The organism is Acidobacteriota bacterium (assembly GCA_020845575.1).
Classification (GTDB): Bacteria; Acidobacteriota; Vicinamibacteria; order Vicinamibacterales; family Vicinamibacteraceae; genus Luteitalea.
Genome location: JADLFL010000067.1, coordinates 85,474 through 109,526, shown reverse-complemented (window position 1 = coordinate 109,526; position 24,053 = coordinate 85,474). Strand labels below are relative to the sequence as shown.

25 protein-coding genes are annotated in these 24,053 nt (G+C 67.3%); 17 read left to right on the top strand and 8 right to left on the bottom strand.

Features of this window, described 5'->3' with window-relative positions:
* The first annotated feature begins 579 nt into the window (after positions 1 to 579).
* Both cas1 and IT182_17775 read left to right on the top strand, forming a co-directional pair.
* A complete protein-coding gene (cas1, locus tag IT182_17780) occupies positions 580 to 2,913 on the top strand; it encodes a CRISPR-associated endonuclease Cas1 (GenBank protein ID MCC6165200.1) in 2,334 nt (777 codons plus the stop codon).
* Positions 2,914 to 3,622: 709 nt separating this feature from the next.
* Positions 3,623 to 3,817, top strand: a complete 195-nt coding sequence (locus tag IT182_17775) for a hypothetical protein (protein ID MCC6165199.1) — start codon at positions 3,623 to 3,625, stop codon at positions 3,815 to 3,817.
* 113 nt (positions 3,818 to 3,930) lie between these two features.
* Here the strand turns inward: IT182_17775 and IT182_17770 are convergent, their stop codons facing one another.
* Together IT182_17770 and IT182_17765 are read right to left on the bottom strand one after the other, a co-directional pair.
* A complete protein-coding gene (locus IT182_17770; protein MCC6165198.1) occupies positions 3,931 to 5,058 on the bottom strand; it encodes a trypsin-like peptidase domain-containing protein in 1,128 nt (375 codons plus the stop codon).
* A gap of 3 nt (positions 5,059 to 5,061) precedes the next feature.
* Positions 5,062 to 5,448, bottom strand: coding sequence for an Hsp20/alpha crystallin family protein (locus IT182_17765; protein MCC6165197.1), 387 nt, complete (start codon positions 5,446 to 5,448; stop codon positions 5,062 to 5,064).
* An 86-nt stretch (positions 5,449 to 5,534) separates the two neighbouring features.
* Between IT182_17765 and efp the strand changes: the two genes are divergently transcribed.
* Positions 5,535 to 6,098, top strand: coding sequence for an elongation factor P (efp, locus tag IT182_17760; protein MCC6165196.1), 564 nt, complete (start codon positions 5,535 to 5,537; stop codon positions 6,096 to 6,098).
* Complete coding sequence (locus IT182_17755; GenBank protein MCC6165195.1) at positions 6,099 to 6,680, top strand: thymidine kinase; 582 nt, start codon at positions 6,099 to 6,101, stop codon at positions 6,678 to 6,680. It abuts the gene before it with no gap.
* A 6-nt stretch (positions 6,681 to 6,686) separates the two neighbouring features.
* Here the strand turns inward: IT182_17755 and IT182_17750 are convergent, their stop codons facing one another.
* Positions 6,687 to 9,368 (bottom strand): hypothetical protein, encoded by a 2,682-nt coding sequence (locus tag IT182_17750; protein ID MCC6165194.1) that lies wholly within the window; start codon positions 9,366 to 9,368, stop codon positions 6,687 to 6,689.
* A 117-nt stretch (positions 9,369 to 9,485) separates the two neighbouring features.
* Positions 9,486 to 9,863, bottom strand: a complete 378-nt coding sequence (locus tag IT182_17745) for a hypothetical protein (GenBank protein MCC6165193.1) — start codon at positions 9,861 to 9,863, stop codon at positions 9,486 to 9,488.
* Between the two features lie 169 nt (positions 9,864 to 10,032).
* Between IT182_17745 and IT182_17740 the strand changes: the two genes are divergently transcribed.
* A complete protein-coding gene (locus IT182_17740) occupies positions 10,033 to 10,293 on the top strand; it encodes a hypothetical protein (protein ID MCC6165192.1) in 261 nt (86 codons plus the stop codon).
* A gap of 66 nt (positions 10,294 to 10,359) precedes the next feature.
* Here IT182_17740 and IT182_17735 read toward each other — a convergent pair whose 3' ends face one another.
* From IT182_17735 to IT182_17725, 3 genes are read right to left on the bottom strand one after another with little or no spacing between them, the layout of a single operon-like run.
* On the bottom strand, positions 10,360 to 10,923 hold the full coding sequence (locus IT182_17735; protein MCC6165191.1) for a hypothetical protein: 564 nt from the start codon (positions 10,921 to 10,923) through the stop codon (positions 10,360 to 10,362).
* Positions 10,924 to 10,941: 18 nt separating this feature from the next.
* Positions 10,942 to 11,154, bottom strand: coding sequence for a hypothetical protein (locus IT182_17730; protein MCC6165190.1), 213 nt, complete (start codon positions 11,152 to 11,154; stop codon positions 10,942 to 10,944).
* Positions 11,151 to 11,747: a CDP-alcohol phosphatidyltransferase family protein gene (locus IT182_17725; protein MCC6165189.1), complete on the bottom strand. Its 597-nt coding sequence runs from the start codon at positions 11,745 to 11,747 to the stop codon at positions 11,151 to 11,153. The genes IT182_17730 and IT182_17725 overlap by 4 nt, the downstream gene beginning before the upstream one ends.
* Before the next feature lie 60 nt (positions 11,748 to 11,807).
* On the opposite strand from IT182_17725, the gene uvrC reads away from it, so the two are divergent.
* The 6 genes from uvrC (at position 11,808) to IT182_17695 (ending at position 18,113) form a co-directional block, all read left to right on the top strand.
* Complete coding sequence (gene uvrC / locus IT182_17720) at positions 11,808 to 13,766, top strand: excinuclease ABC subunit UvrC (protein MCC6165188.1); 1,959 nt, start codon at positions 11,808 to 11,810, stop codon at positions 13,764 to 13,766.
* 43 nt (positions 13,767 to 13,809) lie between these two features.
* Positions 13,810 to 14,442, top strand: a complete 633-nt coding sequence (locus IT182_17715; protein ID MCC6165187.1) for a site-2 protease family protein — start codon at positions 13,810 to 13,812, stop codon at positions 14,440 to 14,442.
* Positions 14,328 to 15,428, top strand: coding sequence for a tryptophan--tRNA ligase (gene trpS, locus IT182_17710; GenBank protein MCC6165186.1), 1,101 nt, complete (start codon positions 14,328 to 14,330; stop codon positions 15,426 to 15,428). Before IT182_17715 ends, trpS begins: the two co-directional genes overlap by 115 nt.
* A gap of 68 nt (positions 15,429 to 15,496) precedes the next feature.
* Positions 15,497 to 16,309, top strand: a complete 813-nt coding sequence (locus IT182_17705; GenBank protein ID MCC6165185.1) for a segregation/condensation protein A — start codon at positions 15,497 to 15,499, stop codon at positions 16,307 to 16,309.
* On the top strand, positions 16,306 to 17,178 hold the full coding sequence (scpB, locus tag IT182_17700) for an SMC-Scp complex subunit ScpB (protein ID MCC6165184.1): 873 nt from the start codon (positions 16,306 to 16,308) through the stop codon (positions 17,176 to 17,178). The genes IT182_17705 and scpB overlap by 4 nt, the downstream gene beginning before the upstream one ends.
* Positions 17,179 to 17,195: 17 nt before the next feature.
* On the top strand, positions 17,196 to 18,113 hold the full coding sequence (locus tag IT182_17695) for an rRNA pseudouridine synthase (protein MCC6165183.1): 918 nt from the start codon (positions 17,196 to 17,198) through the stop codon (positions 18,111 to 18,113).
* Between the two features lie 36 nt (positions 18,114 to 18,149).
* Here IT182_17695 and IT182_17690 read toward each other — a convergent pair whose 3' ends face one another.
* Positions 18,150 to 19,307 carry a hypothetical protein gene (locus tag IT182_17690; protein MCC6165182.1) on the bottom strand — a complete coding sequence of 386 codons (1,158 nt, stop codon included), beginning with the start codon at positions 19,305 to 19,307 and terminating at the stop codon, positions 18,150 to 18,152.
* A 45-nt stretch (positions 19,308 to 19,352) separates the two neighbouring features.
* On the opposite strand from IT182_17690, the gene IT182_17685 reads away from it, so the two are divergent.
* The 6 genes from IT182_17685 (at position 19,353) to IT182_17660 (ending at position 24,020) form a co-directional block, all read left to right on the top strand.
* On the top strand, positions 19,353 to 19,628 hold the full coding sequence (locus tag IT182_17685) for a hypothetical protein (GenBank protein ID MCC6165181.1): 276 nt from the start codon (positions 19,353 to 19,355) through the stop codon (positions 19,626 to 19,628).
* Positions 19,625 to 20,281 (top strand): nucleotidyl transferase AbiEii/AbiGii toxin family protein, encoded by a 657-nt coding sequence (locus IT182_17680; GenBank protein ID MCC6165180.1) that lies wholly within the window; start codon positions 19,625 to 19,627, stop codon positions 20,279 to 20,281. The genes IT182_17685 and IT182_17680 overlap by 4 nt, the downstream gene beginning before the upstream one ends.
* 60 nt (positions 20,282 to 20,341) lie before the next feature.
* Positions 20,342 to 20,992 carry a (d)CMP kinase gene (locus IT182_17675; protein MCC6165179.1) on the top strand — a complete coding sequence of 217 codons (651 nt, stop codon included), beginning with the start codon at positions 20,342 to 20,344 and terminating at the stop codon, positions 20,990 to 20,992.
* A gap of 433 nt (positions 20,993 to 21,425) precedes the next feature.
* Positions 21,426 to 23,114, top strand: coding sequence for a 30S ribosomal protein S1 (locus IT182_17670; protein ID MCC6165178.1), 1,689 nt, complete (start codon positions 21,426 to 21,428; stop codon positions 23,112 to 23,114).
* Positions 23,115 to 23,179: 65 nt separating this feature from the next.
* Complete coding sequence (locus IT182_17665; protein MCC6165177.1) at positions 23,180 to 23,512, top strand: integration host factor subunit beta; 333 nt, start codon at positions 23,180 to 23,182, stop codon at positions 23,510 to 23,512.
* Between the two features lie 7 nt (positions 23,513 to 23,519).
* Positions 23,520 to 24,020 carry an HIT domain-containing protein gene (locus IT182_17660; protein MCC6165176.1) on the top strand — a complete coding sequence of 167 codons (501 nt, stop codon included), beginning with the start codon at positions 23,520 to 23,522 and terminating at the stop codon, positions 24,018 to 24,020.
* The last annotated feature ends 33 nt before the right edge of the window (positions 24,021 to 24,053 follow it).

Genomic DNA, 24,053 nt, shown 5'->3' with positions numbered 1-24,053 from the left:
TGTGCGCGCTTCCAACGCGGCACGCTGCTCAGAACTCAACTCAATCGTCGGGGCCACACGCATCGCAGATCTCCTGATAGGGATACGACGTGCAGCCCTTATTGTTTACTATTTCGGTCGCACTACAACTAGACGTTCATTGATGTAAGCGTCGTCACAACTCTCCATGTTAGCGCTCCTCGCCGTGACTCCTGTTACACGTTCTCGGGCGTTCTGAGAAATCTTCAGTCCTGTTGTCGCAAACGCTCAACCTGTGCCTGTGCCGGGGGCGTTGCGAAACTCTTCCTTTTTGTAGCGGAAAGATTGGCACATCGCGCGACGTCGCACAAGTGAGCAGGCCGTCTCGGCTCTCACCTGGACCGCTTCGGACGTCAGGTTGTCGCAAGTCGTCGCGACCATCCGTTCCTGCACCGAATTTCGACACCTCGGGCGGAGCCTTTCGTCGGAGTGCCGACGGACTGCGCCTGGCTGGCGGACAAAGGGGCCGGCGCTCGGCCGGCGTTGCCGTTGGAGGCGAGAACGCGTTGCCGGAATCGCGTGTGTTGTGATAATGATAATTATCAACGCGAGGAGAGTGACATGGCGGTATCGGGACGCGGATTCTGTGCGGCGGTCGCGGACCTGGCGCGGCTGCGGGAGGCCTGGAGGCGGGTGGCGGCCGCTCGCGGATCGGGCGGCGTGGACGGCGTGACTGTCGATCAGGTCGATCCGGCCACGGTGCTGCCGCAGCTGTCCGGGCAGTTGCTCGCCAGCCACTATCGCCCGTCGCCGCTCAGGCGCGCGGCCATGCCGAAGTCGTCCGGAGGCGTCCGGCTGCTCGGCATCCCGACGGTGACCGATCGCATCGTGCAGTCGGCCGTCGCCGCGCTCTTCGAGGAGCGATGGCCCGCCGAGCACCACCAGGCGAGCTTCGCGTATCGCACGGGGAGTAGCGCGAAGGCGGCCGCCACGGCGTTCGAGGCGCTCCTCACGCCCGAGTGCTGGGTGATCACCGCCGACATCGAGCGCTTCTTCGACGCCGTCGACCACACTATCCTGCTTGGTCTGCTCCGTGGGCTCGGCCTGGAGCGTGATGGCCTTGCGCTGATCGAGTCGTGGATTCGGGCGCCAATTCTGGACCGTACTGCGCGATACCAGCCGGTCAGAGGCATCCCCCAGGGCGGACCGATTTCTCCCGTGCTGGCCAATCTGTACCTGACCGCGTTCGACAGAGCGCTCGAACAGCGTCGCAGCCGTCACGTCCGGTATGCCGATGACTTCGTGATCGTCGAGGCATCCGAACCGGCCGCGCGCGCGACGTTGACGTTCGTGGCCGAGTGGTTGGACCGGGAGCGACGCCTCACCATCAAGCCGGCCAAGACGCAGTACGTCCGCCTGGCCGAGGGTTGTTCGTTCGTGGGCTTCTGGTTCACGCCCGGTGCACGGGGCATCCCGCTGGCCAAGCGCCAGGAGTTCATGTCGCGCATCACGTCGCTCACCGACACGATCGCATCGGGCGGAGACCTCGCGACACTCGTCGAGGAGCACAACGAACTCGTCGTGGGATGGCGGGCGTACTACTTCGGGGTGAACTCGCATCTGGATGGACAGCTGACGCAACTGGACCAGTGGCGCTCCGAGCGCGGCAGGCGCGCACTGGGGGCGCGGGGGCTCGACAGCGCCTTCGTGGACGTCATCCTCCAACGCCTGGTTCGTCCGGTTGCGACTCCGGTGGCCCTGGACCCGTACGCGAACGCTGTTGCGGCCGTGTCCGCGATCCCGGGCTTCGACTGGCTGCCAGACGACACGGGTGTCGACCCGTGGCGCATGCGCCTCGAACCCGTCGGCGCCAAGCCGCCGCGCACGAGCACCAAGTCACTACGCGTGCAGGCCCAGAGTGCCACGCAGCTTCCGGCGCTGCTCGCGGGACAGGCCCTGCATGTCCCCACGCATGGGGCCTATCTCTCGAAGCACCACGGCACGCTCGTCGTCCGCCGACAGAAGACCGCCGTGTTCGAATGCGCGTTCAACGACGTACGGCATGTGGCGATCGAGGCGGAGGGCGTGGGCCTGTCAGGGAGCGCGTTGGCGGAGTTCGCGCGCCGGCGCGTCAGCGTGCTCGTGTGCCGGAGCAACGGACTGCCGCTCGCGCGCATCGTTCCCGTCCGGTGCGAGACACGCCCCGGACTGGCCGAGAGACAGGTGTCCATGCGCGTCGGCCCACGCGGGACGGCACTGGCGATTCAGCTGCTCACCGCGAAGATCCTCAATCAGCGCGCGTTGCTGCTGTATCACTCGAAGTACCCGTCGCGTCCGGACGCGCTGCGGCGGCAACTCATCGAAACGGCACGGCAACTCGACGCGGCGGCGGGTGAATTGCAGATGTACGCCGGGCGACCGCTGCCAGACGTGCGTGCGCGTCTGCTCCTGATCGAAGCGCGCGCCGCGCTGGCGTACTGGCGTGCCTTTCGGCTCCTGGTGCCCGCGACCTACGGCTTCCCCGGCCGTCGCAAGCAGGACGCGACCGACCCGGTCAACGCGGCGCTGAACTACGGGTACTGGACGCTGACGGGACGGACATGGCAGGCCCTCGAGACGCAGGGACTGCATCCCTACATCGGCTTTCTGCATACGAGTCGGCGCGATCTCCCGGGGCTGGTCTTCGACGCGATGGAGGAGTTCCGCGCGCCTCTCGTCGATCGGGCCGTGCTGGCACTCCTCGGCCGTCGCGCCGTGCTGACGATGAAGGCCGACGGCGTCCTGCGCACGCGTGCCAGAGTCCGGATCGCGCGTGCCATGAATCGAGCGCTCGGACGCCGTATTCGCGGCCGTCCGTCGCGGACCGTCCTCGAGCGCATCCACGTCCAGGCCAAACGCGTCCGGTTGGCCGTATCGAAGGACGCGCCGTACCGCGGCTTCCGCATGCAATGGTGACGTTGGTCATCGTCAATGTCGGTCGCCAGTCGGGATTGGCGGCGATCGAGCGAGAACTGCGACGAACGGGATTCGTCATGGCATTTCCGTGCGTCTTCTGGCGCCGCTCGGCCGATACCGGTGACGGAGCGTGGATCGCGAGGGCACGCCGGACCCTGAAAGGGGAGTGGTACCGCGTCGCGGTGATCAAGGTGCCTGACACGCGATGGGCGAGGACGAAGTGGCTCCATCCGGCGGTCGCCGGTTCCGGAGGTGGACGTGGAACTCGAAGCGCTCGCGTTGTATCCGATGGTCATCAACGCGCTCCGCGGCAGGCCAGGCGTGTCGCTTCGCCAGAGACGGGACGCGCTCTGGACACAGGTGCGCTGCGGCGTCGAGACGATGAGTGACGGGCGTTCGTTCGCCAGACCGTCCCTCGATGTCGGGAGTGACCCGGGCCGGCCGGTCTTCGCGTTGCGGATCGAACTCGTGCGCGGGCGTGACGCTCAGACGGCCGGGGTGGCGATTCCGTTGCAGCCCGCCGCCGAGTCGAGGAGCGCGGATCCTGAACAGCGAGTACTGGCGCCGATCTTCATCTCGCCGGAGAAGATCCTGTTCGAGTTTCGCCGGGCGGAGGTGCTCTTTGTCGGCGCTGACGGCCGGGCCGAACTCCGCTTCGCCGCCATCGACATCATTCTCCGGAGAGATCGGCACGAAGACACTGTGGTCCGTGGACACGACGTTCGTGTCGCTCGTCACACGATGCGAGCAACACATCGGCGGGCTGATCGACATGTTTCCACAAGCCACCAATCGCCCGCCGCCAAGACAACGGTCGGTGCCACGCGGCGACGTGCGTCTGTCGTTTGCCACGCGGACACCCGATCCTGGCAACAAGGGCGGCGGTTCCGGCGGAAAACCGTGATCGTGGCCAGTGCCGCTTTGCGCCTTCGCGCTCTACCCTTTCTGCTTTGGTCCTTCCGCCTTTGTCGCTGTCCTTGTCCGTTACCCCTTACCCTTTTCTCTTTGTCCCGATCCCTATCGTGGCCTGGCCGGCGCTTCGGTGATCGGGACCTTGATGTCGAACTCATCGCGTGCGCGGCGGACGCGGAGGGTGGCGACCGAGCCGACCGGAGTGGTGAGCATCGACCGCTCGAACCCTTCGGTGTTGGTGATCGGCGTGCCGTTGAAGCCGATGATGACGTCGCCCGCGCGCAGCCCGGCGGCCCAGGCGTCGCCCGCGTTGCGGATGCGGTAGATCACCACGCCGTCGAGAGAGGTGACGTTCAGATCCTGCGCCAGGCCCGGATTGAGCGGCGCGATGCGCAGGAGGCCGGCGATGGTGCCGCGGCTCACCTTGCCTGTCTGCTCCAGTTGCGTCGCGATGTCGCGCGCGAGATTGCTCGGCACCGCGAAGCCGATGCCCTGGTAGCCGCCGCTCTCGCTGTAAATCCACGTGTTGATGCCGATCAACTCACCGCGCCGATTGACCAGCGCGCCACCCGAATTGCCCGGGTTGATGGCGGCGTCGGTCTGGATGTAGTCGGCCACGACGGAGATCTGCGCGTTGGTGCGGCCCAGAGCCGACACGATCCCGAGCGTCACCGTTTCGCCGAGCTGATACGGGTTGCCCACCGCCATCACCCACTCGGCGACGCGTAAGCGGGAGCTATCGCCCCACGTGATGGGCTGGAGCGTGGGCTCCTTGACGCGCAGCAGGGCCAGGTCCGCGTGCGGATCGACACCGACCAGTTCCGCCGGTCGCTCCCGCCGGTTCCACAGCACCACACTCAACTGCGTGGCCTCCCCGATCACGTGCGCGTTGGTGAGCACGTACCCGACGTCGCCCTTCTTGCTGATGATGACGCCCGAACCCGCGCTCTGCATCGGCTGCTCGTCGAAGAAGCCGAACGGCAGCCGTACCTGTCGCGACCCCACGGCCGAGACGTTGACGACGCTCGGGATGACGCGTTCGGCGACGTCGGCCAGTTCGGGCAGGCTCCCGTTCGATGCCGAGCCGCGCGACGCGACGGGCTGGGCCGGTGCGGGTGCGGCGGGTGCGGGCTGGGCGTCGGCCTCGCCGGCCGGGCCAAAACGCCCCGTCACAACCATGCCGGCGACGAAACTGGCCACCACGAGCGCGAGTGGGAGCAGCAGGCGGCGCATGGATCAGCCGACCTCGACCCGTCGTCCGGCGGATTCGGACACCTTCGGCAGCGTGACCGTCAGAATCCCATCCTTGAAGTCGGCCTGCACGGCGTCGACGGCCAGCGGGCCGTGGAAGGTGAATCGCCGCACGAACTGTCCGTGACCGCGCTCGAGCCGGACGTACCCCGCCGGTTCGCAGCCCGGGCTCGCTCGGCGGCCTTTGATGGTGAGCGTGTCGTGCGTGGCCGCCACCTCGACATCCTCGCGGCGCACCCCCGGCAACTCGGCCACGACGATGAAGGCCGCGTCCGTCTCGCTGACGTCAGCAGGAGGTGTCCAGCCCGAATCGCCTCGACGATCGGCCTGTCCGGCCCGGCTGCGGTATTCGCGGAGCGACTCCCAACGCATGGGCATCATCGTAGCAAACCGCCGCGTGCTACCATCCTGCGGTTTGCGTACTCGACCGGGCGCGTGCCGGTCTGTCCAGGAGTGTCATGAGTTCCGTCGCCGCTACCCGTCTTCGCAAGGGCAACCTCATCAAGCACAACAACGAGTTGTGCCGCATCGTCGAGACACAGCACGTCACGCCAGGCAACCTTCGTGGTTTCGTGCGCGCCAAGATGCGCAAGGTCAAGGACGGGACGATGTTCGAGCACCGGTTCCGCTCGGAAGACATCGTCGAGCGCGCCATGCTGGACGAGCGCGAGATGCAGTACCTGTACAAGGACGGCGACACGTTCTACTTCATGGACACCTCGTCGTACGAGCAGATCGGGATGTCCGAGGAGGCGCTGGGCGACTCGATGCACTACCTCCTGCCCGAGACGACCATCAGCGTCGAGTTCTACGAGGGCAACCCGGTGGGCATCGAACTGCCGGTGACCGTCGATCTGAAGGTCACCGACACGGTACCCGGCATCAAGGGCGCCACCGCCAACGCGCAGACCAAGCCCGCGACGCTCGAGACCGGATACGTGGTGACCGTACCGGCGTTCGTGGACGTGGGCACCGTCGTGCGCGTCAGCACCGAGACAGGGGAGTACCTCTCCAGGGTGTAGATGGATCAGTCTTCTCAGCGTCCCACCCCGTCGTCCGGGTGGATCGAGGTCATCGTCGGCAGCATGTTCAGCGGCAAGAGCGAGGAGCTCATCCGCCGGCTGCGCCGCGCGCAGATCGCGAAGCGCCGCGTGCAGGTGTTCAAGCCGGCGATCGACGTCCGCTACTCCGAGACGCACATCACGTCGCACAGCGAGATGCGCCTGCCGTCGATGGCGCTGCGCTCGTCGGCGGAGATCCTTGCGAGCGTGGCCGACGACACCGAAGTCGTGGGTATCGACGAGGGGCAGTTCTTCGACGTCGACCTGCCGGCCGTGTGTACGACGCTCGCCGATCAAGGCAAGCGCGTCATCGTCGCGGGCCTGGATCAGGACTACCTGGGCCGCCCGTTCGAGCCGATGCCGCAGCTGCTGGCGATCGCCGAGTACATCACCAAGACTCTGGCGATCTGCATGGTGTGCGGCGAACCCGCCAACCACACCCAGCGCCTCGTGAAGAGCGAGGCCCTCGTGCTCGTCGGCGCCACCGATTCCTACGAAGCCCGCTGCCGCCGCTGCTTCGATCCGACCCTCGCACAAGAGTGACGGGCGTCAGTGCCTGGCGGGCAGTTGCGCGTCCAGATGCTCGAACTGCTCAGCGAGTCCGGGATACGTGTCCCTGAACTGCTGCTGCATCAGTGACTGCACCTTCGTCAGAAAGCCCGAGCCGAGGTGCAGGCGGCTGAAGCCCGGGGCGACGATGTGCTGGGCGAGGAACGGTCCCGCGAACATCGCGTAGGTGCCGCTGAAGAGCAGGGCCCAGACGTGATAGAGCGGGTGGCGCTTGAAGTCCTTCAGCGTCACCGCCAGCGTGAAGTCCGTTTCGCCGGCCGCGAAGGTGAAGTGCGTGGAGTCGCCCGGCAGCGACTTGCCGGCCCCCACCACCGAGATCGTCATCGCGATGAGCATCGACTTGAAGTAGTAGTCCTGCGCGGCATCGAGGTACGAGCGCAGCGCAGCCTCCAGCGTATCGGCGTCGGCCGGATATCGGCGCTGCAGCGTGCCGAACAGGACCGTGGTCTGCTCGACCCTCGCCGTGAATCGCTCCGGGATGATGCGGGTCGGATCGTCGGCGAAGTGACCGGCGCGTCTGGCCACGTCGATCTCGGGATACGTACGCGCCAGGGTCCGCATCTGCGTGTCGAGCTCGCCGAGGTACATGTCGGTCAGCCACGTGGCGTGCGCGACACAGTCGGCCCAGTTGTCGGCGAACATGCCAATCGCGTTGTTGTAGAGCACCGACACGACCTCGCGCGATCGCAGCGGCATGGCCGTGAACCAGTCGGCCGCATACATCGCGCGCTCCGATGTCGCCAGCAGGAACGGCAGGTGCAGGCCCTGGAGGAAGACGACGAACATCGTGTCTGTCAGTGCCGGCCCGACACGGGCGTGCCAGTAGTTGACGTCGAGGAGCTGACGGACCTTCGGGTTGCGCCGCAGCACGTTCAGCGCGGTCATGACCGTCGGCGTCTCGCCGCTGCGCGCCAGTTCCTGTCGGATCTCCTCTTCCAGTTGCGGGCCGATGTTCTGTCTGATGTCGCGCAGTTCCGCGACGAACCTGTCCAGTCCTGCCTCGTCCACGATCGACGCCAGCCGGATCTGCAGATCCTTCAGATTCTGTACGGCCTCGTCTCTCCGATACGGATACGGCGCCTTGCCCGACGCCTTCTCGCCGACGTTGCGGTCCTGTTGCGCGAAGACCTCCGCCCGCGTGACGGTCACCTCCTGCGCGGGCCCGTCAGTCCGGGGCGCGAAGAGACGTTGGACTGCCGTGCGGCCGACAGACTCGTGGAATCGGCGCACCGCCTCCTGCAGTTCGCCGACCGCTTCGCGCGTCTTCCGCGTGTCGAGCACCGTGTCGCTGAGGAACGGATCGACAGCAGACGTGATCAGGGCCTCGATGTCCGAGAGCACCTGCTCCAGGATCGAGAAGTTCACGCCCACGCCTTCCACGGCTTTCGTCGTGGTGCGCGACCGTCGCGTACCAGCTACCTTGGCCGAGACCTCGGGGGCCACCGTGGCGAAATAGACGATCAGGTTCCGCCACGTCTCCCTGAGGAAGTTCTTGATGTAGACGCCACGCGCGCGTGTGTAGAGCGGACGCTGGATGCCCGCCCGCCGCGCGGCGAACGTGGCCCGCTCGAATCCGATGAGCACCGTGTAGGGCACGAGCGACGGCAGCGCCTGCAGGAAGTCCAGGCCGTACGTCTGATACAGCCCGACGAGCGGCCCCGGATCCCCGAGTGCGGCTTGCGCATCGTCACAGGCGGTCGCCATGAGCAGCGTCATCAGGTCGTGCGTGTGATCGGTCGATGCGCGCAGGAGTCCGGCCGCCAGCTCTGCGCGACCGTGGAACCCCTGGGCCGCCAGCAGCGCTTCGACGCGCCGGTTCACGACGGGGTTGTCGCTCCGGGCGAGTGTCTGTCGCACGTGCGCGACGAGATCGTCGCGCGTCAGGTCCTCGCGCTCGGGCGGAAGGAATCGCTCGTAGATGGTCCTGAACGCCAGCCGCACCTCGCGGAACTCCTCGTTGCCGATGGCGGCGTTGCCGAAGGAGCTGAGGGGGATCTGCGTGGCGGCGGCCAGCAGTGTGAGCTGCACGATGCTGCTGGCGATGGTCTCCTCGGGATCCGTGCTGATGCTCGTGTCGTCGGCCTCGGCCATGTGCATCGCCGTCATCTCGCTCGAGACGATGCCGCGCGCCACGCTCGTGAGACCCATGAGCAGGGCCACGCCGACCAGCGTCGTCTCGATCTCGTGGAGCGTGCGATGCCGCACGTCGGGGCCGAAACCGGTGAGGCGCACGACGTTCATCACCGCGGCGAGGATCAGGTTCGCGAGCGGGAACGTGTGCGCATGGGCGTGGCCCACGTCGTGGCTCTCGGAGGATGTCGTCAGGCCGACGAGCCCGTCGAGGCGCTGAAGCAAGCGCGAGACGTAGGAGTCATCCTGCAGGGCGATGCCGCCCATGGCGTCGGCGAAGTTCAGCGTCCCGAGGAGATCGAGGAACTGGAGCGCCACGGGGGCGTTCGCCAGATGCGTGGCCAGCGCGTCGATCTCGGCGTCGCTGGCGTCCTGCGCGAAGGCGGCATCGACCGTGGCGCCCGGCATGCCAGAGACGCCGGCGGCTATCGCGGCGGCGATCGCCGCGCGCAGGAACGCGCGCCGTTGTGGTACCGCGTCGTGTGCGGCGACCGTCTCGGCGTCATCCTGAGGGGCGCGGCCATCTGTCATCGCGCATGATTATGGCCGCGTACCGGCGATGTCGAATCATCGATACGCCATAGGGGCGTCAGCGGTGAGGCGGTCGGCGAGGGCCGGCTCTCCGCGCCCGGCCCGGTGTCGTACCTGTTACACCGGCGACGTCGTCATCGTGATGCCCCACCACAGCGCGAGCACGGCGTAGGGCACGAGGAGCACGAAGGCGTACGACCCGAGGTCGCCCGCGGTCGAGAGGCGCAGCAGCGTGAGGCTGCCCATCATGAAGTGGAGCAGGTTGGCCAGCACCAGCGGTCGCTGATAGATGCCGCCGATGCGCTGGTTGCGCGCGAGCCAGTCGAGCCACGCGAACGCCAGTGCCATCGCGCCGGTCAACCGCGCGAGGAGCACGACAGGGCCCGTTGCCCGCTCGCCGACCTGCGCGAGCAGTTCCTGCGGCATGAACGTGAGCGCCAGACCGATCGCCACGAGGAAGGCAGCACTCGAGAGGCACAACCACTGTGTCCGCATCGCGGCCCATCGTCAGGCGATGTCTGCCTCACGTCAAGCGACACGTAGCTGCCAGGCTCTCTGCAACACGTAGCTGCCGGACTTTGTCCGGCAGTCAGTGATGCCCGCCCGCCGGATGGAATCCGGCGGCTACACGCGTGCGACACCACTTCGGATTGGACGACGAGTGATGCCGGTCGACAAGTTCAGGCACGTCGGCGACATGGAACGCGCGAACTGGCTGCCGCCGGGCGATCCGCGACTGTTCCGCGCGATTCGCGCGACGTGGACGCTCGCGGATCGGATCGCCCGACCCCACTTCCCGCCAGGGGTCTACAAGCACAGGACCGCCGCATCCGCAGACGCGCTGCGCGCCGAGTGGGAGCAGGCGAACTTCGAGGCGTTCCACGCCCGCCGCGCGCAACACGCGGCAGGCGACGCCACGCGTTGACCGTGCGCCACGGGCTGACCTGTCCGCCGTAGCCAGACGGGCGAAGGTGGAAGCCCGTGTCTCCGCTCACGCGTCGTCCCTGTCGTCGTGCGCGCCGAGGTCGAGAGATTTGCCCCAGAAGTCGATGTCGTGGTGTGCGATCTTGTCGCGCAGCAGGCGGCGGGTGGCGCCGTAGAACTCGGTGGGCACCGCGAGCGTGCGCGCCACCTGCTTCATGCGCGGGATGAGAACGAGCGTCAGCTGATCCTCACCTTCGCGCCACGTCAGTCCGCCGATCTCGTGGTAGGGCAGGAAGCCGCTGTCCACCCACACGCCGTCCTGATAGAAGCCGCGGCCGATCCTGATGCTCAGCGGGACGAGATACCCGTAGTAGGTGAGCATCATCGCTTCGCCGAAGACGGCCGTTGGCGGGAGGCGCAGGTACAACAGCTTGAAGATGAGCACCATGCCGAGCATGGCGGCCATGGCGAGCGAGAGACCGTAATAGCGTGGAGTGGGGCAGGGCCACGTGAGCAGGGCTCGCGAGCGCATGCGCAGGAAGCGCACGACGTCCACGAGGATGCGCACGTTGGCCACGAGAAACCCTGCGCCGAGGACCAGCAGTACGCGCGAGAGCAGGGTGTCTGGCACGGCGGCGACCGGGAAGCGTCAGGGCTCGAGGATCCAGCCCAGCAGACCCATCCCTCGGGCCATCGGGTCGCCCAGCCAGTCAGGTGGGGTCAGCCACACGAAGGCGAGGATGGCCAGGACCATGAGGTCGTACGGAATCGTGGTGCGTTCGTACGTCCAGTAGAAGACGCGCCAGACGGCCAGCAGCGGCAGGGGCAGGCGTTCTTCGATCGGCACCCGAGGTTCGCTCATGCCGCCACCTTCCGAGCTTCGAGCTCACGCCATGTGTGGTAGATGCGGCCGGCCACCGTCAGCGCCGACAGCACGAGGATGACCCAGAGCACGGCCGCCATGCGATTGGTGAACGCGCCGATCATGAACAGCACGATGCGCTCCGGACGCTCCATGAAGCCCACCTTGCACTTGTCGATGAGCGACTCGGCTCTGGCCCGGGTGTAGCTCGTGAGGACCGTGAAGGTCATCGCCAGCGCCGTCACGAGCACGTAGTCGGCGCGCTGCAGCGACGCGTACAGGTAGACGAGCCCGAGAAACAGCGCCAGGTCCGAGAACCTGTCCATCACCGAGTCCCAGAACCCGCCGAACGCGCTGGCCGTGCCCGTCTGGTGTGCCACCTTGCCGTCGATGTAATCGAAGATGTTGGCGGCGACGATGATGAGGCCGGCGAGGAAGAACCGTCCGAGCGCCAGCGCCCACGCCCCGGCGAGATTGATGCAGACGCCGATGAACGTCAGGACGTTCGGGTGGATGCGCAGCGCCACGCAGAGGCGGATGATGGCGCTCAGCGGGAACCAGAAGATCGCGCCAACGGCGCTCGTGAAGGTCATGTGCCCGCCGCTTATAATGGAGGGTCCGGGTCGCCTCCTGCAACTCGACAGGGAAGACGCATGGCGATAGAAGACCTCAAAGCCCAGATCGCGCGTCTGCCCGAACAGCCCGGCGTCTATCTCTACCGCAACCAGGCGGGAGACACCATCTACGTGGGCAAGGCCCGCGCGCTGCGCGACCGGGTGCGCAGCTACCTCGGTGCCCGCGGCACCTCACCGAAGACCGAGGCCCTCCTCGACGAAACGCACGGCCTCGACGTCATCGTCACCGACTCGGTGGTCGAGGCGCTGGCGCTCGAGAACAACCTGATCAAGGAACGGTCGCCGAAGTACAACATCAAGCTGCGCGACGACAAGACGTATCCCTACCTCCGGCTGAGCGAGTCCGAGGCGTTCCCGCGCGTGTCGGTGGTGCGGCGGGTGGCCAACGATGGCGACTACTACGCCGGCCCGTTCATGCCGGCGTCGCTGGCGTGGCAGACGCGCAATCTGTCGCACAAACTGTTCGGGATCCGATCGTGCCGCGAAGTGATCACGGGCCAGCGCGGTCGTCCGTGTCTCGAGTACGACATCAAGCGGTGCCTCGCGCCGTGCGTCGCGTCGATCTGCACGGCGGAGCAGTACGGTCATGCGGTGCGCGATGCGCGGCTCCTCCTCGAGGGCCGGAGCGACGAGCTGATCGAGGACCTCGAGTCGCGGATGTACGCCGCGGCCGACGAGGAGCGGTACGAGCAGGCCGCGCAGCTGCGCGACACGATTCGCACGCTCGAAACCCTGCGCGATCGCCAGCAGAAGATGGCCACGCCGCGCCTGGGCGATCGCGACGCCATCGGCGCGAAGCTCGGACCAGGTGGCGCCGTCGTTCAGGCCTTCCAGGTCCGCTCCGGCCGCGTCGTCGATCGCGTCGAGCTCGTGACGAACGCGGACCAGGCACGTGACGCGCGGATGGAGGACCTGCTGGAGCGCGCGCTGACGCACCTCTACGCCGACCATGCGCCGCCACCGGAAGTGATCGTCCCGCGGACGCTGCCCGACATGGACCTGCTCGCGGAGTGGCTGTCGGCTCGCGCCGGACGCCAGGTCACGCTGAGCGTGCCGCAGCGTGGCGACAAACGTGCGCTCCTCGACCTCGCCGAACGGAACGCGTCGCTGTCCTACGACGCGCGTTTCAACGCCGACGGCGCCGCGCACTACGAAGCGCTCGAAACGGTGCAGGCCGCGCTCGGCCTGCCCGCGCTGCCGCGCCGCATCGACTGCTTCGACATCTCAACCCTGCAGGGCGCGGAGACCGTCGCGTCCATGGTCGTCTGCCAGGACGGCCGCATGAAGCGGTCGGAGTATCGGAAGTTCAGAATTCGGCAACCGGCAACGGGCAACCGGCAACCGGATAGCGGACAGCCTCCGGCAACCGGCAAGGAACCGACAACCGGCAACGGGCAACCGGAAAGCAATGCCGGAAATGCCGAGAATGCGTCCCTGGAGGCCGGTTGCCGGTTGCCGGTTGCCGATTGCCGGTTTCTTGACGATTTCGCGGCCATGCACCAGGTGGTGTCGCGGCGGTACAGGAAAGTGGCCGAGGACGATGGGCCGTGGCCGGACCTGATTGTGATCGACGGTGGGAAAGGGCAGCTCAACGCGGCGTACGAGGCGCTCGAGGGGCTTGGACTCGACCACCTCGTGGCCGTGGGGTTGGCCAAGCAGGAGGAACTCGTCTTCACGCGCGACAGCGAGGACCCCATCGCCTTCGGTGACGGGACGCCCGCGCTCCGCCTGCTCCAGCGCATCCGCGACGAGGCGCACCGCTTCGCCGTCACGTTCCATCGCGCCGCGCGGACCAACAGGGATCTCCGGTCCGAACTCGACGACATCGCCCAGGTCGGCCCGCGCCGGCGCAAGCAGCTGCTGACGGCGTTCGGCAGTCTGGCCGGCGTGCGACGCGCCAGCCGGGAGGAACTCACCACGGTGGTCGGCGCGCGGGTGGCCGACGCCATCCTCCGCCATTTCGCCAGCGGCACCTGACGCGTCCTGCTCGCTGCTGGTACCCTATGGGGTCTTTGCCGTCGTGGAAATCGGAACCATTGTCCTGACGTTCATCGGGCTGCTCCTGGCCCTCACCGTGCACGAAGCCGCGCACGCATGGGCCGCGTCGCGCCTGGGCGATCCCACCGCGCGCCTCCTCGGCCGGCTCTCGCTGAACCCGCTCGTCCACATCGACCCCGTCGGGACGGTCCTGCTGCCGCTGGTGGCGTTCACCATGAACGCGCCGATCATCGGCTGGGCGAAGCCCGTGCCCGTCGATGGCCGGCACCTGCGCCACTTCAGGCGCGACTTCATGTGGATCGCGCTGGCTGGGCCGGCGAGCAACCTGCTGCTGGCGGTGATCGCGAGTCTGGCGCTGCGCGCGCTGCCGTTCCTGCCGCTCACGGCGGGCACGCTGGCGGTGGTGGAGCCGCTGGGGCAGTTCTTCTACGCGTTCTTCCGGATCAACATCCTGCTGGCCGTGTTCAACATGATCCCCGTCCCTCCCCTCGACGGCAGCAACGTCGTCGCGGCGATGTTGCCGGCAAGGCTGGCGCATCAATGGGATCGGATTCGGCCGTTCGGCATCTTCATCCTCTACGGGCTGATCCTCACGGGCACGCTGAGTGCCCTGATCGTCCCGCCGACTCGTTTCCTCGTCGGATTGCTGTCGTGACCAAGCGTGTGGTGTCGGGCATGCGCCCGACCGGCAAGTTGCATCTGGGGCACCTCGTGGGCGCCCTGCGGAACTGGACCAGCCTGCAGGAGCAGTACGACTGCTTCTATTTCGCGGCCGACTGGCACGCGCTGACCACCGACTACGCCGATACGAGCAAGCTGCCCGGCTATGTGATCGACAACGTCACGGACTGGATTGCGGCGGGCGTCGATCCGGAGCGATCGACGATCTTCGTGCAGTCGCTCGTGCCCGAGCACGCGGAACTGCACCTGCTGCTGTCGATGATGATCCCGATTCCGTGGCTGGAGCGCGTGCCCACGTACAAGGAGCAGCAGGATCAGCTCACCGAGAAGGATCTGTCGACGTACGGATTTCTCGGGTATCCGCTGCTGCAGACGGCCGACGTCATCATCTACGACGCGCACTACGTGCCGGTGGGCGAGGACCAGGTGCCGCACCTCGAACTGTCGCGAGAGGTGGTGCGACGCGTGCACCATATGCACGGCCCGATCTTCGTGGAGCCGCAGGCCCTGCTCACCAACTTCCCGCGTCTGCCCGGTCTCGACAACCGGAAGATGAGCAAGAGCTACCAGAACACGATCGATCTGTCGGATAGCGCGGCCGACGTCGAGGCCAAGGTGCGGCAGATGTACACGGACCCCAAGCGCGTGCGCGCCGACATTCCGGGCACCGTCGAAGGCAACCCCGTGTTCATCTACCACGACGCATTCAACCCGGATCGCGACGAGGTGGAGGACCTGAAGACCCGCTATCGCGAAGGCCGCGTCGGCGACGTCGAAGTGAAGAAGAAGCTCGCGCGGGCGCTCAACGCCGCGATGGATCCCCTGCGCGAACGGCGCGCGGATCTCGCCGCCAACCCAGAACGCGTGCGCGAGATCATCCACGAAGGCTCGCGCAAGGCGCGCGCCGTGGCCGTCGAGACCATGCGCCGCGTGCGCGACACGCTGCATCTGGCCTACTGATGTCCGCCTCCAACCCACAGCCTGCCGTGAGCGACGTTCGAGCCGCAGGCCCGCACGGAGTCGAAGGCATGGACTCCGGGCTCGAACGTTTTCCGGTCAAGCTCGAAGTGTTCGAGGGCCCGCTCGATCTCCTGCTGCACCTGATCAGGAAGCACGAGCTCGACATCTACGACATCCCGATTGCGCTCATCACGCGTCAGTACCTCGACTACATCGGGCTGATGGAGGAGTTGCAGCTCGACGTCGCGGGCGACTTCCTCGTGATGGCGGCCACGCTGATCCACATCAAATCGCGCAGCCTGCTGCCGCGCCCGGCGCCCGAGCAGGAGGAGCCCGAAGAGGATCCGCGCGACGCGTTGGTGCGTCGGCTCGTCGAGCACCAGAAGTTCAAGGCGGCGGCCGAACTGCTCCACGACAAGGAGACCGTGCGCAGCGCGCAGTGGGCCCGCCCAGACGAGCGTATCGCCCTGCTCGCGGGCGAAGGTCTCGACAAGGAACCGGAGCTCGAAGTCGACCTGTTCAGCCTCATGACGGCCTTCAAGGCCGTGGTCGAGCGGGCCAGGCAGCGCCCGGCGGTGTACCTGCCGATGGAGCAGATGCCGCTCGAGGTGCGCATCGAGCAGTTGATGGTGCGCCTGGCCGGCGTCGAGGCTCTGGGCTTCGAGGAACTGTTCGACGATGTGGCGGGGCGCGGCGACCTGATCGTGACCTTCCTGGCCATTCTGGAGATGATTCGTCTCAAGGTGCTCCGCGTGTTCCAGAGCGGCTCCGGCGGACCCATCCGCGTGTATCGCCGTGACAGGCCCGCCGATGCCCCCCGCCCGATCGAGCACCATGAGCCTGCCGCGCCGCCGCAAGGCACGCCCGGATCGCAGTCATGAGCGACGAGCAGACCCCTGACGTGAACGTCGAAGACGCCGTGATCGAGATCGAGCCCCCCGCCGAGGAGGCAGGGCCGTTCGAGCCGATCGTCGGCGACCTCCAGGACCCGGAGCTGTTCGACCCCGACGAGGTGGCCAACGCGCCGCGCGCGCCGCATCCGCTCAAGCCCGTGGTCGAGGCATTGATCTTCGCGTCGCCGGAGCCGCTCACGCTCAAGGCGATGGGCCGCCTGCTCGACGATCAGCCGCGCGAGGACATCCAAGCCGCGCTCGCCGAGGTCCGCGAGTCGTACGGCAGATCCGACGGGCTGCAACTGGTGGAGGTGGCCGGCGGCTACCAGATCGTCACGCGTCCCGAGTTGTACGAATGGGTGCGCCGGCTGTTCAAGGAGCGCACCACGTCGAAGCTGTCGGTGCAGGCGCTCGAGACGCTGGCCGTGATCGCGTACAAACAGCCGGTCACGTCAGGTGAGATCGCCGAGATCCGCGGCGTGAGCGCCACCACCGGCGTGCTCAACACGCTGCTCGATCGCAAGCTCGTGAAGATCGTGGGGCGCAAGCAGGTGGTCGGGCGGCCGTTCATGTACGGCACCACGCGTGAGTTCCTCGACAAGTTCGGCCTGCGCGATCTGTCGGACCTGCCCAAGGTCGAGGACATGTCGGAGGCGCTCGGCTTCGACCTGCCGTCGCCCGTCGACGAGGACGAGAGCGTATCGCTGCCGTTCGACGATGCGCCGCCCGTCGAGCCGCTGCTGTTCGAAGAGTCGGAACTGCAGGCAGCCGCCATGCCTGCCGCCGACGTCGCGGACGACAGCGTCGCCATCGATGCCGACGAGGCCGTCGACGCGCCGCCGGACGAGGACCGCTGAGCGGAGCGCCGCACGCCATGACAGCCCAGCGACTCCAGAAGATCCTGTCGGCCTCCGGCGTCGCGTCGCGGCGTGTCGCCGAGACGCTCATCGCCGAAGGCCGCGTGCGCGTGAACGGACAGGTCGTGAGCGAACTCGGCGCCAAAGCCGACCCGGATGCCGACCGTATCGACGTGGATGGCCGTCGCCTGCACACGGCGGTGGCGAAGCGGTATCTCCTGCTCTACAAGCCGGTCAACTACGTGACGACCCGCTCGGACCCGCAGCGTCGTCCGACGGTGTTGACGCTGCTCGGTGATGCGGGGCAGGGACTGTACCCGGTCGGGCGCCTGGACTTCGACTCCGAAGGACTCATCCTGCTCACCAACGACGGTGAGTTGGCCGATCGCCTCACGCACCCGCGCCATGAGGTGCCGCGCGTGTACGAAGTCCGGGTGTTCGGCGTGCCGTCGCGCGAAGTCCTGACCAGGCTCGAGACGGGCGTGCCGCTCGACGGCCGCCGCACGGCACCGGCCAAGGTGCATGTGATCGAGAGCTTCACCAAGAAGTCAGGCGAGCAGTCGCTGCTCCAGATCGTCATCCACGAGGGGCGTAACCGTCAGGTGCGCCGCATGTGCCAGGCCGTCGGCCTGCCCGTGATCACCCTCGCGCGCACGGGCATCGGTACGCTCACCGACCGCCGCATGAAGCCCGGGATGTATCGCGAACTGCGTCCAGCCGAAGTACAGCAACTCCGTGCCGATGCCGGACTCGCCCCCGGCCCCGCTCCGGCCCGCACGCGCACCAGCACCGCCCCGCAACCCGGTGTCCAGTTCGGCCACGCGAAGACCCCATCCGGCATCCCCCGCACCCGCGGCGGCAAGCCACGCACGACAAAGAAGATCACGCTCAGGGAAGCGTCACGCGCAGGACGGACGAAAGCGCGACAGAAGTAATTCTGCATTCGTCATTGGGCATTCGTCATTGCCCGATCACCAGGGCAGTTCGGCCCACAGTCGCACGAGCGCGATCAGTTCGCCGGGGGATGGAGTGCGCTTGACTTCGGCGTGATCGATCATCGTCGAGACGTACACGCGCGTGGGGGTGCCCTGCGCGCGCAGGTAGCGGCCAAGTGCGGGGGCCTCGCTCTCGGGCACGACGTTGTCGCCGTGGGCGTGCATGACGAAGACGGGGGCCGTTGGCGCGGGTGACTTGACGGGCGAGAGAGCGGCCTCCTGCCCCCATCGATCGATGTAGGGGAGTATGCGCTTACCCAGTTCGCCCGCGTGGCGCGTGTTCACGAGGTACATGAACGAGCGGGCGTTGTCGGGCAGCGTCTGTTCCATCGCGCGTGCCCGGTCGAACTCCACTTGTGCCTGCGCCTTGTCGAACATGTCCACGTGCGACGCGTGCAGGAACTGGTGGACGGCGGCGCGCAGCGGCGCCACCTGCGCCTCCGGCACGAGATCGCCGGCGAGGTTGGTGAGCAGGATCACGCCGCCGTAGTCGTGTGGCGGATAGGGGACGCCGTCCGGCGTGATGCCCGTACACAGATAGCGCATCACGTCGGGCAGGCTGGCGTGACCGCCCATCGAGAACACGAACGCCACGCGATCGCGGAGGGCGGGGCGTCCGGCGGCGACGATCGAGAGTCCGCCCGAGAAGGAGATGCCCAGCAGGCCGACGTGCCCGTCCGGCGCTTGCGGCACGTCGGGCGACGCGAGCACGGCGAGTGCCGCGTCCTCGATGTCGTCGGTGAGACGCGGCGTGATCAGGTATTCCTTCAGATCCGGCAGCGTCGGCGTGATGACGGGCGTGCCCGATTGCGCGAGTGCGTCGGCGAACTCGACGAGCCGAGGTTCGTCGATGCCGAGCCCGTGGACGCCGCTTGTCAGCAGGAGCGGCCGCGTGCGCACGCGCTGCGGCAGGTACAGCCGCGCCTCCCGGGCGCCGTGGCGTCCCGTGTACGCCAGCATCTGCCGCTCGACCGACGTCTGCTGCCACCCGGCCACGTGCCGCGCGACAACGCCCTGGAGCTTGCCGATGCGCACGAGCAGACCGATCGCGCGCCCGTACCGGCTCTGCGAGAGGCCGAACCACGAAGCGAGCAGGACGGCGCCGAGGAGCAGCAGGCCGAGCAGGATGCGCACGGGGTATCTTCAACCGCTTCGTGGCTTTTCAGCTACCCTGCCTGCGTGAGAGCCGACGTGCGGCGCATGGCATCGAGGGTCGTCTGGTGGGACACGCCCGAACGGGCGGTGGAGCGCCTCGACGACTTCCTGGCGCGCGTCATGACGCTCGGGACGCTCGACGACGTGAACGCTGTTGAGGCCATCTACGGGATTGCGCGCCTCCGGACGGCCGTTCTCCAGGCGTCGCCCGGCATCTTCGACGTCCGCTCCTGGCACTACTGGCACCATCGCCTCGGCCTCGGCGATGCCGGCCCGCTCCCCGTGCGGCGTTTCGAATGACCACGTTCACCCCACACGTGGAGATCCTGCCCGCCGCGCAGCGTCGGCTCTGGGACGAATTCCGCGCATCGCTTCCGGCCTCGTTCGTCCTGTATGGCGGGACGGCGCTGGCACTGCGTACCGCCAGCCGTCAGTCTGAAGACTTCGACTTCTTCACCAACGCGCCGGTCGATGCGCATACGCTGCAGGCGACGTGCCATTTTCTGGCTGGTGCCGAGTTGATACAGGCCGCGCCATCGACAGCGACGTTTCTCGTGGACCGCGGTGGGCCGGTGAAGGTGTCGTGGTTCGGCGGGTTGGTGCTCGGTCGCGTCGGTGAGCCGTCGGTGTCGTCCGATACGGATGTGCGCGTGGCCTCGTTGCTGGATCTGGCCGCGCAGAAGGTCCGGGTCGTGCAGGTTCGGGCGGAGCGCAAGGACTACCTCGATCTGGCGACGCTGCTGGCGCACGGCATCACGCTGCCGCTCGCGCTCGGCGCCGCGACGGCGCTCTATCCCGACTTCGCGCCGCTTGTCAGCCTCAAGGCGTTGTCGTACTTCGGCGATGGCGATCTGGCCGATCTGCCGGATGCCGTGAAGCGCACGTTGTCGACGGCTGCGGAGCGCGTGCGAGTGATCGATGACGTGCCGCGATTGAGCGACACGTTGATGTGATCTTGCGCGTTGCGGCGCCTCCACTCGGGATCGCGCGCCGGCTTGATATCCTCACCGGCGGTGTTGATCGCGATCGATGGGCCTTCGGGGGCGGGGAAGGGGACCGTGGCGCGTGCCGTGGCGCAGGCGCTCGGCTGCCGGCACGTGGACACGGGTGCGATGTATCGCGCCGTGGCGTGGCTGGCCGTGCGGCGCGGGCTGGAACTGGATGACGAGGCGACCGTGGAGACCCTGGCTCGCGAGGCCACGCTCGTCGCCGAGCAGGGCGTCGTGACGATCGACGGCCACGACGTGACGCGGGCGATCCGGACGCCGGCGATCGACGCCGCCGCCGCGCGCGTGGCCCGCCTCGGGCGTGTGCGCGCGACGCTCGTCGAGCGCCAGCGTGCGTATGCGGCGGCCGGCGATCTCGTGATGGAAGGGCGCGACATCGGCACCGTCGTCCTGCCGCAGGCCGACGTCAAGGTGTACCTCGACGCAACACCCGAGGAGCGCGCGCGCCGCCGCGCCGCAGACAGCGCCCACGCCGCCAACGGCGGCGACGTCGCCGCTATCGCGACGGCCCTGTCGAACCGCGATTCAAGCGACCGCACCCGCACGGTGTCGCCCCTGACCCAGGCCACCGACGCCACCTACATCGACACCACCGGCCTCCCGATCGCCACGGTGGTCGACCAGGTGATGGCGCTGGTTCGCCAGCGCACGGCGTAGGGGTCTGGCTCGGAGAGCCGGACCTACCACCTGTGGCCCGCCCGCGGTGGGCAGGCCTACATCCCGATCCTCGTTGTGGGTATCTTGCCGCCCGGTGCCCGGTGCCCGGTGCCCGGTGCCCGGTGCCCGGTGCCCGGTGCCCGGTGCCCGGTGCCCGGTGCCCGGTGCCCGGCCTGCCGGTTGCCGGTTGCCGGTTGCCGGTTGCCGGTTGCCGGTTGCCGGTTGCCGGTTGCCGGTTGCCGGTTGCCCTTAAATGGTGTAAATTCTGTCGGTTGCCCGCATAGCGCGTGCCACAACCGACAGCCGCCGGCGCTGGAAAGTCCGGCAAACGCCCACCGAGGAGGATTCAGTACGCATGTCAGATCAACTCACGGACCAGCCGGACGTACGCGAAGGGGGTGCCCGGCCGTCCGCTGCCGCCACCACCAAGGCCATGTGGACGGCAGATGATCACGAGATGGACCCGCAGGAGTTCGCCAGCCTGCTCGACCTGTACGACAACAGCTTCCGCAACATCACGGAAGGCGAAGTCGTCAAGGGCACGGTGCTCTCGGTATCCGCCTCCGCGGTGATTGTCGACGTCGGGTTCAAGTCGGAGGGGATGATTCCCCTCGACGAATTCCTCGACGAGAACGGTGACGTCATCGTGCAGCCCGGCGACACCGTCGACGTGCTGCTCGAACGCACCGAGGATCGGGACGGCCACATCGTGCTCTCGCGCGAGAAGGCCGAGAAGATGAAGATCTGGGACGAGGTCGAGAAGGCCTTCGCCGATCGCAAGGTCGTCATCGGCCGCGTGATCGAGCGCATCAAGGGCGGGCTCGCCGTGGACATCGGCGTCCGCGCGTTCCTTCCCGGCAGCCAGATCGACGTTCGTCCCGTGCGCAACCTGGACGCCCTCAAGGGCCAGGAACTGCGCATGCGCGTCATCAAGGTCAACAAGAAGCGCGGCAACATCGTGCTCTCGCGCAAGGTCCTCCTCGAGGAGGAGAACGCCGAGAAGAAGAAGCACACGCTCGAGACGCTGGCCGAGGGCAAGGTCATGCGGGGCGTGGTCAAGAACATCACCGACTACGGGGCGTTCATCGACCTCGGCGGCATTGACGGCCTGCTCCACATCACCGACATGTCGTGGGGCCGCGTGCAGCACCCGTCGGAGCTGTTCAAGGTCAACGACGAGGTCGACGTCATCGTCCTCAAGTTCGATCCCGAGAACGAGCGCGTGTCGCTCGGTCACAAGCAGCTCACGACCGACCCGTGGTCCGACGTGGTGGAGCGCTACCCTGTCACGGCGCGCGTCACCGGCCGCGTGGTCAGCCTCACCGACTACGGCGCCTTCATCGAACTCGAGCCCGGCGTGGAAGGCCTCATCCACGTGAGCGAGATGTCGTGGAGCAAGCGCGTCAAGCACCCGTCGAAGATCCTCAACGTGGGCGACTCTGTCGAGGCGATGGTGCTCGGCGTCGATCCGTCGGCGCGCCGCATCTCGCTCGGTCTCAAGCAGGTGGAGACCAACCCCTGGCACGAGCTCACCGACAAGTATCCGGTGGGCACGAAGATCAAGGGCAAGGTGCGCAACCTCACCGAGTTCGGTGCGTTCGTCGAGGTGGAGGACGGCATCGACGGCCTGATCCACATCTCGGACATGTCGTGGAGCAAGCGCCTCAAGCACCCGTCGGAGATGCTCAAGAAGGGCGACGTGGTCGAGGCGATGGTGCTCAACATCGACGCCGAGAACCAGCGCCTGTCGCTCGGCCTCAAGCAGCTGGCCGCCGACGTGTGGGACGACTTCTTCGGCCGCGTGCAGGTCGGTGACGTGGTCGAGGGCAAGGTCGTGCGCATGACCTCCTTTGGCGCGTTCGTCGAGCTGGCCGAGGGCATCGAGGGGCTCATCCACGTGTCGGAGTTCGATGCCGACAACGGGGAAGAGAAGGTCGACCTGCAGGTCGAGCAGGCCTACCCGATGAAGGTCATCAAGTTGAGCCCGGCGGAGCGCAAGGTCGGCCTGAGCATCAGGGCGCTCAAGGACGATTCCTACCGCGCTGACTGGGGGCAGTACATCAGCGAGGCCTCGTCCACGGGCGGCGCCACGCTGGGCGATCACTTCAAGCAGCAGCAGTAAGCAGACCCCGACGCCGGCCCGGCACACATGCCCGGGCCGGCGTCGTACTTTTCCCGAGGATTCCCATGACCAAGGCGGATCTCGTCGAAGAGGTCTCCCGTGTCTCCGCGCTCACCAAGAAGGACGCCGAACTGATCGTCGAGACGGTCTTCCAGTCGGTGGTCCGCGCCCTGCAGGACGGCGACAAGGTGGAACTCAGGGGATTCGGCAGCTTCCGCCTGCGTCGACGCGAGCCCCGCCAGGGCCGCAACCCCAAGACCGGCGATCGCGTGGACGTGCCGTCCAAGCACGTGCCCTACTTCAAGCCGGGCAAGGAACTGAAGGATCTGATCAACGCCAGTACCGTCGACGACGAGCCGGAAGCCGTCGAAGCCGGCGAGGCATCCGTCGCCTCCTGAGCGCGCGATGGATCACCTCTGGTCGCCCTGGCGCCTGCAGTACGTGACGACGGGCGGCAGCGTGCCGCCGGGATGCGTCTTCTGCACCGCCGACGCCGGTGCCGACGCCGCGCAGGATGCGCTCGTCGTCCATCGCGGCACGACCTGCTTTGTCATCCTCAATCTGTTCCCCTACAACAACGGCCACCTGATGGTGGTGCCGGGTCGTCACATCGCCACGCTGGGTGACGCGACGCCGGAAGAACTGCACGAATTGATGCAACTCACGCAGCGCGCCGAACGCGTGCTCCGCCACGCCTATCAGCCGCACGGACTCAACGTCGGGATCAACATCGGCAAGGCCGCGGGTGCTGGCGTCGCCGATCACCTGCACATCCACGTGGTTCCGCGCTGGAACGGCGACACCAACTTCATGACCACCGTCGGCGAGAGTCGCGTGTTGCCCGAGACGCTCGACGCCACCGCCGCCCGCCTGCGCCCGCTCTTCGATCCCGCCGGCGTCTTCTAGGGGCGACCCTTGTGGTCGGGCCAGCGACGAACA

Bases quoted from the DNA above. Each gene is read 5' to 3' on its own strand.
- IT182_17730 (MCC6165190.1), bottom strand. From the start codon at position 11,154: ATGAGCGAACCTCGGGTGCCGATCGAAGAACGCCTGCCCCTGCCGCTG.
- IT182_17750 (MCC6165194.1), bottom strand. From the start codon at position 9,368: ATGACAGATGGCCGCGCCCCTCAGGATGACGCCGAGACGGTCGCCGCA.
- scpB (MCC6165184.1), top strand. From the start codon at position 16,306: ATGAGCGACGAGCAGACCCCTGACGTGAACGTCGAAGACGCCGTGATC.
- IT182_17695 (MCC6165183.1), top strand. From the start codon at position 17,196: ATGACAGCCCAGCGACTCCAGAAGATCCTGTCGGCCTCCGGCGTCGCG.
- IT182_17765 (MCC6165197.1), bottom strand. From the start codon at position 5,448: ATGCGTTGGGAGTCGCTCCGCGAATACCGCAGCCGGGCCGGACAGGCC.
- efp (MCC6165196.1), top strand. From the start codon at position 5,535: ATGAGTTCCGTCGCCGCTACCCGTCTTCGCAAGGGCAACCTCATCAAG.
- IT182_17725 (MCC6165189.1), bottom strand. From the start codon at position 11,747: ATGACCTTCACGAGCGCCGTTGGCGCGATCTTCTGGTTCCCGCTGAGC.
- IT182_17755 (MCC6165195.1), top strand. From the start codon at position 6,099: ATGGATCAGTCTTCTCAGCGTCCCACCCCGTCGTCCGGGTGGATCGAG.
- IT182_17745 (MCC6165193.1), bottom strand. From the start codon at position 9,863: ATGCGGACACAGTGGTTGTGCCTCTCGAGTGCTGCCTTCCTCGTGGCG.
- IT182_17705 (MCC6165185.1), top strand. From the start codon at position 15,497: ATGGACTCCGGGCTCGAACGTTTTCCGGTCAAGCTCGAAGTGTTCGAG.
- IT182_17670 (MCC6165178.1), top strand. From the start codon at position 21,426: ATGTGGACGGCAGATGATCACGAGATGGACCCGCAGGAGTTCGCCAGC.
- uvrC (MCC6165188.1), top strand. From the start codon at position 11,808: ATGGCGATAGAAGACCTCAAAGCCCAGATCGCGCGTCTGCCCGAACAG.
- cas1 (MCC6165200.1), top strand. From the start codon at position 580: ATGGCGGTATCGGGACGCGGATTCTGTGCGGCGGTCGCGGACCTGGCG.
- trpS (MCC6165186.1), top strand. From the start codon at position 14,328: ATGGGATCGGATTCGGCCGTTCGGCATCTTCATCCTCTACGGGCTGAT.
- IT182_17660 (MCC6165176.1), top strand. From the start codon at position 23,520: ATGGATCACCTCTGGTCGCCCTGGCGCCTGCAGTACGTGACGACGGGC.
- IT182_17740 (MCC6165192.1), top strand. From the start codon at position 10,033: ATGCCGGTCGACAAGTTCAGGCACGTCGGCGACATGGAACGCGCGAAC.
- IT182_17680 (MCC6165180.1), top strand. From the start codon at position 19,625: ATGACCACGTTCACCCCACACGTGGAGATCCTGCCCGCCGCGCAGCGT.
- IT182_17665 (MCC6165177.1), top strand. From the start codon at position 23,180: ATGACCAAGGCGGATCTCGTCGAAGAGGTCTCCCGTGTCTCCGCGCTC.
- IT182_17770 (MCC6165198.1), bottom strand. From the start codon at position 5,058: ATGCGCCGCCTGCTGCTCCCACTCGCGCTCGTGGTGGCCAGTTTCGTC.